This window comes from Salinivirga sp. (assembly GCF_035268865.1).
Taxonomy (GTDB): domain Bacteria; phylum Bacteroidota; class Bacteroidia; order Bacteroidales; family Salinivirgaceae; genus Salinivirga.
In genome coordinates this window covers 1-10,771 of the sequence record NZ_DATFKB010000067.1, presented here as the reverse complement: position 1 = coordinate 10,771, position 10,771 = coordinate 1, and the positions used below count along the sequence as shown (strand labels likewise).

The 10,771-nt window shown below is 41.0% G+C and carries 9 protein-coding genes; all 9 read left to right on the top strand.

Annotation, left to right across the window (positions count from 1 at the left end; all coding sequences use genetic code 11):
• A partial coding sequence (locus VJ937_RS04185) for a UDP-N-acetylmuramoyl-L-alanyl-D-glutamate--2,6-diaminopimelate ligase (RefSeq protein WP_324065638.1) occupies nucleotides 1-910 on the top strand: 910 nt, incomplete at its 5' end.
• Nucleotides 911-917: 7 nt separating this feature from the next.
• Entirely contained in the window at nucleotides 918-2,162 is a 1,245-nt protein-coding gene (gene mraY, locus VJ937_RS04180; RefSeq protein WP_324065637.1) for a phospho-N-acetylmuramoyl-pentapeptide-transferase, read from the top strand.
• A gap of 2 nt (nucleotides 2,163-2,164) precedes the next feature.
• A complete protein-coding gene (gene murD / locus VJ937_RS04175) occupies nucleotides 2,165-3,511 on the top strand; it encodes a UDP-N-acetylmuramoyl-L-alanine--D-glutamate ligase (RefSeq protein ID WP_324065636.1) in 1,347 nt (448 codons plus the stop codon).
• A complete protein-coding gene (locus tag VJ937_RS04170; protein ID WP_324065635.1) occupies nucleotides 3,512-4,717 on the top strand; it encodes an FtsW/RodA/SpoVE family cell cycle protein in 1,206 nt (401 codons plus the stop codon).
• Nucleotides 4,704-5,810 (top strand): undecaprenyldiphospho-muramoylpentapeptide beta-N-acetylglucosaminyltransferase, encoded by a 1,107-nt coding sequence (gene murG, locus VJ937_RS04165; RefSeq protein WP_324065634.1) that lies wholly within the window; start codon nucleotides 4,704-4,706, stop codon nucleotides 5,808-5,810. The genes VJ937_RS04170 and murG overlap by 14 nt, the downstream gene beginning before the upstream one ends.
• Nucleotides 5,807-7,177, top strand: a complete 1,371-nt coding sequence (gene murC / locus VJ937_RS04160) for a UDP-N-acetylmuramate--L-alanine ligase (RefSeq protein WP_324065633.1) — start codon at nucleotides 5,807-5,809, stop codon at nucleotides 7,175-7,177. Before murG ends, murC begins: the two co-directional genes overlap by 4 nt.
• A 44-nt stretch (nucleotides 7,178-7,221) precedes the next feature.
• Nucleotides 7,222-7,965, top strand: coding sequence for a hypothetical protein (locus tag VJ937_RS04155; RefSeq protein WP_324065632.1), 744 nt, complete (start codon nucleotides 7,222-7,224; stop codon nucleotides 7,963-7,965).
• 6 nt (nucleotides 7,966-7,971) lie between these two features.
• On the top strand, nucleotides 7,972-9,312 hold the full coding sequence (gene ftsA, locus VJ937_RS04150; RefSeq protein WP_324065631.1) for a cell division protein FtsA: 1,341 nt from the start codon (nucleotides 7,972-7,974) through the stop codon (nucleotides 9,310-9,312).
• A gap of 19 nt (nucleotides 9,313-9,331) precedes the next feature.
• Nucleotides 9,332-10,744: a cell division protein FtsZ gene (gene ftsZ, locus VJ937_RS04145; protein ID WP_324065630.1), complete on the top strand. Its 1,413-nt coding sequence runs from the start codon at nucleotides 9,332-9,334 to the stop codon at nucleotides 10,742-10,744.
• The last annotated feature ends 27 nt before the right edge of the window (nucleotides 10,745-10,771 follow it).

Sequence of the window (10,771 nt, the reverse complement as noted above, 5' to 3'; positions counted from 1 at the left end):
TTCACATGCGGTAGACCAGGATCGGGTAAAATACATAGATTTTGCTTCAGGAGTTTTCACCAACATAACCCAGGATCACCTGGATTACCACAAAACTTTTAAAAACTACATTGAAGCCAAACAAAAATTCTTTACACACCTAAGTAAAGATGCAATAGCCATTTATAATGCTGACGATAAAAACGGCAGTATTATGGTACAAAACACAAAAGCCAAATGCATAAGTTATAGTCTAAAAAAACCATCTGACCACAAAGCCAAAATATTAAAAAAGGAGATGGATGGCATGATGTTGCATTTGGAGCAAACTCAAATGTGGACTATGCTCACAGGGCTTTTCAATGCATACAACCTAATGGCAGTTTACAGCACTGCTATTCAGTTTTATAACGACAGCCAGGAACTACTCAGGGTAATAAGCAAGCAAAAACCAGTTCGGGGGCGCTTTGAGCATATTATATCGGCAAATGGCACACATGGCATTATCGACTATGCCCACACCCCAGATGCGGTAGAAAATGTATTATCGACTGTAGATGAAGTAAGAACAGGTAACGAACAGCTCATAGTAATAATTGGCGCAGGTGGCAACAGAGATAAAACCAAAAGGCCAATCATGGCTCAAAAAGCCTGTCAGTATGCCGACACCGTTATTTTCACATCAGACAATCCAAGAAACGAAGATCCTGAAGCAATTATACAGGACATGAAAACAGGAATTCCTATAGGATTTACAGGCAGAGAATTCACAATTGAATCGCGCGAAGAAGCTATTAAAGTAGCAGTAGGACTAGCCAGGCAGGGCGACATCATTGTAATCGCAGGAAAAGGTCATGAAACTTACCAGGAAGTCAAAGGCAAGCGTCATCATTTTGATGACCGTGAAATATTAATGAAACACTTTAAATAAGGAGCCCATGTTATACTATTTGTTTGATTATCTACAAGAACTAAATGTGCCGGGTGCCGGCATGTTTCAATATATCACATTTAGGTCTGCCCTGGCAATTATCACATCGCTCATAATTTCGATGATGTATGGCAGGCGCCTAATCCGGTATTTGCAGATCAAACAAATAGGTGAAACAGTCAGAGACCTTGGCCTGGAGGGGCAACTTCAGAAAAAAGGCACACCCACAATGGGGGGATTGATTATAATCGGTTCCATTCTAATACCAACCCTCCTATTTGCAAAGCTTTCAAACATCTACATTGTACTAATGCTTATTACAACCATATGGCTGGGAACTATTGGGTTTATCGACGATTATATCAAAGTATTCAGGAAGCATAAAGAGGGGCTGGCCGGAAAATTCAAATTACTCGGGCAAATCACATTGGGACTTATTGTTGGTTTGGTAATGTGGTTGCATCCCGATATCGTGATAAGAGAAGACACAATAAAGCCCGGCACAGAAATAGAAATGACCGAACAAATATCGACAGAAACGCAGGCTGAAAGTGCGCATAACACCAAGGCTACTCGCACGAACATTCCCTTTTTTAAAAATAATGATGGAGACTATGCTACGCTTTTCAAACTTTTTATGAATGATGAGGCCGCTCAAAAATGGGGATGGGGATTTTTCATAGTTGTAGTAATTTTCATTATAGCAGCAGTTTCAAATGGAGCTAATATGACAGACGGGCTCGACGGACTGGCAACCGGAACTTCGGCCATCACCGGGGTAACTTTAGGCGTTCTGGCCTATCTTTCCGGTAACCTCATTTACTCCGATTACCTCAACATATACTACATTCCGCTCACAGCAGAACTGGTTGTTTTTATGAGTGCTTTTATAGGTGCCACAATCGGGTTTTTATGGTACAACTCCTATCCGGCACAGGTTTTCATGGGCGATACTGGCAGTCTGACCATTGGTGGAATTATAGCTGTATTTGCCATCCTCATCCGAAAAGAACTATTAATACCCATTCTTTGTGGAATATTCCTGATCGAAAATATCTCAGTAATAATGCAGGTATCGTGGTTCAAATACACGAAAAAGAAATTCGGTGCAGGCAGGCGTATTTTCCGCATGGCACCTTTACATCATCATTATCAAAAATCGGGTATGCCTGAAGCAAAAATTGTAACACGATTCTGGATTATAGGGTTATTGCTGGCCGTAATCGCCATACTTACACTTAAAATTCGATAATAATGAAGACAGACAATCCACATATAGCAATTCTTGGCGCCGGAGAAAGCGGTGTAGGCTCTGCTATCCTTGCACAAAAACAAGGATTTGAACTGTGGGTGTCTGATAATGGCGAAATAAAACCCGACTATAAAGCAGAATTAGACCAATATAATATCCCCTGGGAAGAAGGAGGCCACACCTCCGAAAAAATTTTAACAGCACAAACCATCGTAAAAAGCCCGGGCATACCAGAAACAGTTGATATTGTTCAGCAAGCCCTAAACATAGGCATAGAAGTAATATCAGAGATTGAATTTGCCGGACGTTACAGCAACGCATTCATGATTGGCATAACCGGGTCAAATGGTAAAACCACTACTACAATGTGGACCTATCAAACACTAAAAATAGCGGGGCTAAACGTTGGGCTGGGTGGTAATGTGGGGCAAAGTTTTGCCAGACAGGTGGCCATGAAAAACTACGATTACTACGTTATTGAGCTTAGCAGCTTTCAGCTTGATGGGATGAAAAAATTCAAATGCAACATTGCTGTATTACTCAACATTACACCCGATCATCTGGACCGCTACGACAATAATTTTGAATCATATATTGCTGCAAAATTCCGAATTACCCAGAACCAAACAGAAAACGACTATCTGATAGTAAATGCCGATGATCCGGTAATTAATGAACATTTACATTTCAATAAAGGCAAAGCACAAAAATTGGAATTCTCTACACTAACACAACCCCAAAAAGGGGCATGGTTAAACAACGATAAAATAATTTTTAATAGCATAAATATTGAATTTGATATGATATATACAAAGCTTGCTCTTGAAGGAAAGCACAATGCCACTAACGGCATGGCCGCCGGCATAGCTGCTGACATATTGCGCATAAGCAAAGACAACATAAGAGAAAGCCTGATGACTTTCAGTGGTGTAGAACACCGCCTCGAACCGTTTATCTCTGTTCGGGGAGTAGAATTCATTAATGACTCTAAAGCCACCAACATAAATTCAACCTGGTATGCCCTTGAGAGCATGCGCAAGCCAGTGATCTGGATAGTTGGCGGAATAGACAAAGGCAATGATTACAGCGAACTGGATGAGCTTGTGCGCCAAAAAGTTAAGTCTATTGTTTGTCTGGGCACTGACAACCAAAAAATAAAGAACTTTTTTGAAGGCAAAGTAGATCATATTACAGAAGCCTTTAGTATGAAAGATGCTGTTGCAATGGCATTCGACATGGGCAAAAAAGGCGACTGTGTTTTACTTTCACCGGCTTGTGCAAGCTTCGACCTTTTCGATAATTATGAAGATCGTGGCAACCAATTTAAAATGAGCGTAAGAGCACTATAAATGAAAAAGGGCATTTTTGACATATTACAAGGTGACCGGGGGATTTGGATAATTGTATTTATTCTGGGTATCTTCTCGCTGTTGGCTGTATATAGTTCCACCGGAACATTGGCTTACAAAAGATTTGAAGGAAACACCCAATACTTCTTATTACGCCACCTGGTATTTATGCTATTAAGCCTCGGTGTCATGTATTTTGTCCATTTAATACGATATACAACCATACTAAGGCTGTCAAAACTATTTTTCTATTTAGCTGTACCACTTCTGCTTTACACCATGGTCGGAGGTATTAGCCTCAACCAGGCCAGCAGATGGATTACGGTACCGCTGCTTAACCTGTCATTTCAAACATCCGATTTTGCAAAGCTGGCGCTAATGATGTATTTGGCAACACTCATCGCTTCACGACAGCAAGTCATAGACGATTTCAGAAAAGGCTTTCAGCGGCTTGTAATTCCGGTATTTATTGTTTGTGCACTTATTTTACCTGCCGACTTCTCTACCGCGGGGCTACTGTTCCTGAGTGCGGTAATTTTAATGTATATCGGCAGAGTAAGACTTAAATACATTTTTGGCCTGGTTGGTATAGGCGTTATTGCCATTAGCTTTTTCGTTCTCATAGCTATGGTTTCTGATACAGAAAGCAGGGTAGGTACATGGAAAAGCAGAGTTGAAAGTTTTATCGATAAAGATGAAGGCGGCAATTTTCAGTCGAATCAATCTAAAATTGCCATCGCCAGTGGCGGGCTGGTTGGAAAAGGCCTGGGGCACAGCGTACAGCGAAACATCTTACCAAACCCTTTTTCAGATTTTATTTTTGCCATTATTGTAGAAGAAACAGGACTTGTAGGAGCCCTGATAATTATTTTCCTTTACCTGGTGCTATTTTACCGCACTGCGGCTATTGTAAAACGGTCAAACCGGGTCGGCCCCGCTCTGCTGGTAGCGGGAATGATGATACTCATGGTAATTCAGGCATTCGTGCACATGGGCGTAAGTGTGGGGCTATTGCCGGTAACAGGGCAAACACTTCCCTTCGTTAGCATGGGGGGTACCTCAATGCTGATTTCAAGCATTCAGATGGGCATCATACTTAGTGTTAGCCGAAGTCTGCAAAAAGAGAAGAAACAACCTCCTCAGCCTGAACCAGAAGAGGAGTTAAGAGATATTCATGAAAATGAAGTAGTATATGAGAAAAATTAAAGTAATGATAAGCGCCGGAGGAACAGGCGGACACATCTTCCCTGCCCTGGCGACTGCCAATAAATTAAAAGAAATGCATCCCGAAATTGAAATTCAGTTTGTGGGTGCCGAAGGTAAAATGGAAATGAAAAAAGTACCTGCTGCTGGTTACCCTATTACCGGGTTACCCGTAATGGGCTTTCCACGGAAACCTTCATTAAAAATCATTACTTTTTTCAAAAAACTCATAAAGGCTATGCAACGCGCTAAGCGAATTGTTAGAAATTTTGACCCAGATGTAGCTGCAGGCTTTGGAGGTTACGCAAGCGGTCCGGTTTTACGTGTTGTAAGTAAAAGAAAAATACCATACCTATTGCAGGAGCAAAACAGCTATGCCGGTATTACCAACAGAATGCTTGCAAAAAGAGCCAGCAAAATTTGTGTGGCTTATGACAATATGGACAAATATTTCCCGTCGGAAAAAATTATTTTCACAGGAAACCCCATTCGCTCATCGCTATTTAAGGCTACAGAAACAGTAAAAGAGGCTTGTCACAATTTTGGTTTCGACCCCGACAAACCCACAGTTTTGGTCACCGGTGGTAGTCAGGGGGCACGCTCTGTAAACGAAGCTATTTATAAAAACCTCGCTTTTTTCGAAGAAACAGGCATACAATTGCTATGGCAGTGTGGTAGTTTATATTTTAAAGAATTCACCAACAGGCTGGGTTACCAGGTAAATGATAACATTCACCTGACAAAATTCATTGAAAACATGAACTATGCATATGCATGTGCCGATGTAGTGGTAGCAAGAGCCGGTGCCGGAACCATATCAGAACTTTGTGTAGTAGGCCTGCCGGCTATCTTAATACCAAGCCCCAACGTGGCCGAAGACCACCAGACACATAATGCAAAAGCACTGGCAAACATAGGTGCAGCAGTATTATTACCAGATCATGAGGCCGCTCAAAAGCTTCCTGAAAAAATTAAATCAATATTAGAAGACGATAAAGTCGCAGAAGGCATGAGAACTCAATTAAAAAATTTCGCCCGGACTGATGCAGATGAAAAAATTGCAAAAGAAATATTAAAATTAGCAGGAGTAGAATGAAGCAAAAACAACACATATTTTTTGTTGGCATCGGCGGCATTGGCATGAGCGCCCTGGCAAGATATTTCAAACTTAAGGGTTATACAATTGCCGGTTACGACCTCACGCCTACTTCATTAACGCATAAATTGGAAAAAGAAGGTATCACAATTACTTACAACGATGATATTCACCACATTCCACAATCCATGCTAAACCCGGATGATGTGTTGGTCGTTTACACACCTGCTATTCCTTACCAAAACATCATACTCAGCTATTTCAGAAACAACACATTTGAAGTAATAAAACGCGCCGCACTTTTGGGTAAGGTAACACAAAACTATAAAAGCATAGCCATAGCCGGAACGCACGGGAAAACAAGTATATCCACATTTACAGCACACTTGCTGTATCAAAGTAGTTTAAAATGCAATGCCTTTTTAGGCGGTATTTCTGCCAATTACCAAAGCAACCTGCTTTTTGATAAAAATGCAGCTTACACGGTAATTGAAGCAGATGAATACGATCGTTCATTTTTGTACCTCAATCCGCACATTGCATTAATTACAAGTGTTGATGCCGATCATCTGGATATTTACGGTTCATACAGCGAGGTAAAAAAGGCATTTAATCAATTCGCCCAAAAAGCATTAAAGGAAGGCGGCAGACTCATAATCCACAAAGATGTGCTTAAAAAAACCGATTTACCTTCTCAATCACTCAGTTACAGCACAGAAGACAAGGCAGACTATCAGACTTTAAACACTTATTACAATAATGGGGAATTTACCTTTGACCTTGCTACACCCAAAGGTGTTTTCGAAGATCTAAAAGTGAACCTTCCCGGATCATATAATTTTGAAAATGCATTAGCAGCTGCAGCCCTGGCAATTGAAGCTGGAATAGAACCAGCAGAGCTTCGCGAGGGATTGGCATCATTAAAAGGCGTTGAACGAAGGTTTCAGGTGCATATCAATCAAAATATCACATATATTGATGATTATGCACACCATCCAAAAGAGATTGAGGCGTGCATACAGTCAGCGCGTCATGCATTTCCAGGTAAAAAAATTACGGTAGCTTTTCAGCCTCATTTGTATAGCAGAACTAAAGATTTTTCTGCAGAATTTGCAGAGGCACTTGATTTGGCCGATTACATATTTTTATTACCTATTTACCCGGCCAGAGAAGAACCCATAGCTGGCGTAACAAGTCAACTGATTGGCAATAAGCTAACAAAAGCTAAATATCAGTTAATAAACAAAACAGAAGTTGTTGAAAAACTTAAAAAGGTGATCCCCGAGACATTCATTAGCATGGGTGCGGGCGACATCGGTTTTATGGTAGACGATATTAAAAAAACACTAAATCAACATATAAGGTGAACTGGATTCGCAAACATATAAGCCTTTTGGGAATAATTTTATACATGCTGGTTACATTAAGTCTTGTATCGGGCAAGATGAATAATGTGCTATGCGAAAATGTAAATATCAATATTAATGACAGCCTGAAGGCAGGTTTTATTGAACCTCAGGAAGTGGTGAATTTATTAAAAACTATGGAAGTAAAGCTCTGGGGGTATCCGGTTTATGACATTCCGGCAGCAGAGGTTGAAAATGTTGTAAAAAACAATATGCCATTCGCAGAAGATGTTTGTGCCTGGGCAGATGTGCATGGAGACTTCCACATAGATCTCACACAAAGGAATCCAATTGCCCGGGTTGTATTACAGGATGGACAGAGTTACTACATTGGCGAAAAAGGTTATCTCCTGCCATTATCACCCAATTACTCTTCCAGAGTACTGGTTGTATCGGGAGATGTATTTCAAAAAATACCGGGAAACGGAAACATAACCATAGATTCACTGGTTCGCATCAAAGGCCCGGAAAACACAATGATTGATGAAATATATGAGATGGCCGCTTACATTAATCAGGATAGCCTGTTAAAGAGGCAGATAGAACAAATTTTCGTAAAACAAAATGAGTTTGAACTCATTCCAAAAGTTGGCACCCACACCATAGAATTCGGGAGTGTTGATGACTTGTTGAATAAATTTTTCAAACTCAAAGTAATATATTATAAAGGTTTTAGTAATTTAGGCTGGAATAAATACAGCCGTGTAAATCTCAAGTATAAAAATCAGGTTGTTTGTACAAAAAGATAGGTATTAATGGCACAAAAAAACAGTATCATATCGGCGATTGACATCGGAACTACCAAAATTGTAGCAATTATTGGCAGAAAAACCGATAGTGGAAAATTTGAAATTCTCGGCGTAGGTCGACATGACTCAAAAGGTGTACGAAGAGGAGAAGTATTGAATATAGAAGAGACCGTACGCAGCATTCAGGCGGCTGTTGATGAAGCAGAATCGAATGCCGGTCTTAAAATAAAAGAAGTTTATGTAGGTATTGCAGGTGCACATATACGTTCACAACGCACCAGCGGATACATCCAGTTGGGATCTGACGAAGAAGAAATTACAGAAGCCCACACCAACGAGCTTATGGACCAAATGTATAACACAGCCGTAAATATGGGTGAAGAAATTATACATGTACTTCCACAAGGATACACCGTGGATGACGCAGTTGGTGTAGAAAATCCCATTGGAGTCGCCGGCAAACGTCTGGAAGGTAATTTCCACGTAGTAATTGGAAAAATCAGTGCCGCCAATAATATTAAAAAATGTGTGACCAGAGTTGGATTAAAAGTTAAAAAACTTGTTATGGAGCCATTGGCTTCATCAAGAGCAGTTTTAAGTAATGATGAACTCGAAGCTGGCGTAGCTATGATTGATATTGGCGGAGGTACAACTGACCTGGCCGTTTACCGCGATAATTGCATTGTACATACTGCTGTAATCCCACTTGGCGGTTATTCTGTTACAAGCGATATTAAAGAAGGGTGTAAAATTGTATTGCGCTACGCAGAAAAACTCAAAAAAGAGTTTGGAAGAGCCCTGGTGAACAGTAGCGACAAAAATAAGGTGGTTAAAATTCCGGGAATAAATGGTATGCCGCACAAAGAAATCTCTTTTGTGCATTTGGCAGGCATCATTCAGGCAAGAATGGAAGAAATAATAGAACAGGTGATTTATCATCTAGACTCCAACAACCTACGGGGCAGCCTGGGTGCAGGAATCGTTGTAACAGGCGGTGGATCTATGCTTAAAACCCTGCCTCAGCTTATGTCATACAAAACAGGGCAAATGGCCAGGGTTGGTAAACCAAGAGTTGCAGCCACCGGTGATTCAAGTGAAATAGTGCACGACCCGGCTCTTGCAACGGCAATTGGTCTTATTATGGAAGGACATGACGATTTGAACGGAAAAAACAAGAACAAAGAATCGAATAACCTGTTTGAATTTGAAACCCCTGTCGCTGAAGAAAAAACAGAAGAACCTGAAAACAAACAAGAGACCACACAACCAAAAAATGGTAAGAATATAAAAAATAAAGTCAAAACGCTATTTGGCGATCTTTTTGATTTAGACGACACACAAATGTAGAACCTGAAACAGCTGGTTTATGAACGATGATAATTTGATGCAGTTTGATTTACCACAAAACCGATCATCCATTATAAAGGTAATTGGTGTTGGAGGAGGTGGAGGAAATGCCGTGAACTACATGTATCAGCAAGGCATTAACGAAGTAGATTTTGTGGTTTGTAATACCGATGCCCAGGATTTAGCCAAAAGCCCCATACCTGTAAAAGTACAATTGGGAGAATCGCTTACAGGCGGAAGGGGAGCCGGAAGCAAACCCGACAAAGGTCGCCAGGCTGCTATTGAGAGTTTGGAACAACTCAGCGAAATACTGGAATCCAACACAAAAATGGTTTTTATTACTGCCGGAATGGGTGGCGGAACAGGCACAGGCGCTGCTCCTGTAATAGCTGAAGAAGCCCAGAAAAAGGGTATCCTTACCATTGGAATTGTAACCATACCGTTTCTTTTTGAAGGAAAACGACGCATCAACCAGGCTGTTGAAGGAATTGAGCGCATGAAAGAACATGTAGACTCATTACTCGTAATTAATAACGAAAAGTTGCGCGAGATCTACGGTGACTCATCAGCACTAAAAGCTTTTAGCCATGCAGATGATATTCTCTCTACGGCAGCAAAAGGTATCGCAGAAATTATAACTGTTGAGGGTGTTGTAAATGTAGACTTCGAGGATGTGTTTACAGTAATGCATAAAAGTGGCGTAGCCCTTATGGGGAGAGCATCAGCCGAAGGAGAAGACCGGGCGGTTAAGGCTATTCAAAAGGCACTCACCTCTCCCCTGCTCAACAACAATGACATACACGGCTCGAAAAACATGTTACTGCATATTACTTCAGGTGCCGAAGAAGTAACGATGGACGAAATAGGGCAGATTACCGATTATGCACAAGATGAAGCCGGCCAAAATGCAGATGTGATCTGGGGACTTAGTGCCGAGCCGCAACTTGGCGACAAAGTAGCTGTAACTGTTATTGCAACCGGTTTCGATACCGATGTAATACCGGAAATTTATGCTAAAAGAGCAGACCGCATCGAAAAGGTTACATTAAAACCCGATCCCGGCGAAGAAAACTATGACGATGCCCAGGATGAACAAACTTCTGCATCAGACCAAAAAGAAGAGCATCTGCTTGAAATTGAAGGCACGCCTGAAAGAGAAGAAGATGAAATTGCTTTTGTCCCGGAAAGTAGCGGTAATGAAAAACAACAAGACCCAGATGGCAGAGAACGACAAAAAGCAAACACACTATGGGATACCAAAAAGCTTGAAGAACTTGAAGCTGTTCCTGCCTATATCCGCCGCAAAACAAAGCTATCCGGAAACAAAACCACCGATGATAGTGAGGAGGTATCAAGATACACATTAAGCGACGATGAAGATGGTCCTGACATCAATACGGACAATTCATATTTAAACAATAATGTGGATTAAGGTAAAATGATTTATAGTTTTGAACAT

Coding starts and splice junctions, on each gene's coding strand:
- ftsA (WP_324065631.1), top strand. CDS start 7,972: ATGGCACAAAAAAACAGTATCATATCGGCGATTGACATCGGAACTACC.
- ftsZ (WP_324065630.1), top strand. CDS start 9,332: ATGAACGATGATAATTTGATGCAGTTTGATTTACCACAAAACCGATCA.
- murG (WP_324065634.1), top strand. CDS start 4,704: ATGAGAAAAATTAAAGTAATGATAAGCGCCGGAGGAACAGGCGGACAC.
- murD (WP_324065636.1), top strand. CDS start 2,165: ATGAAGACAGACAATCCACATATAGCAATTCTTGGCGCCGGAGAAAGC.
- VJ937_RS04170 (WP_324065635.1), top strand. CDS start 3,512: ATGAAAAAGGGCATTTTTGACATATTACAAGGTGACCGGGGGATTTGG.
- VJ937_RS04155 (WP_324065632.1), top strand. CDS start 7,222: ATGCTGGTTACATTAAGTCTTGTATCGGGCAAGATGAATAATGTGCTA.
- murC (WP_324065633.1), top strand. CDS start 5,807: ATGAAGCAAAAACAACACATATTTTTTGTTGGCATCGGCGGCATTGGC.
- mraY (WP_324065637.1), top strand. CDS start 918: ATGTTATACTATTTGTTTGATTATCTACAAGAACTAAATGTGCCGGGT.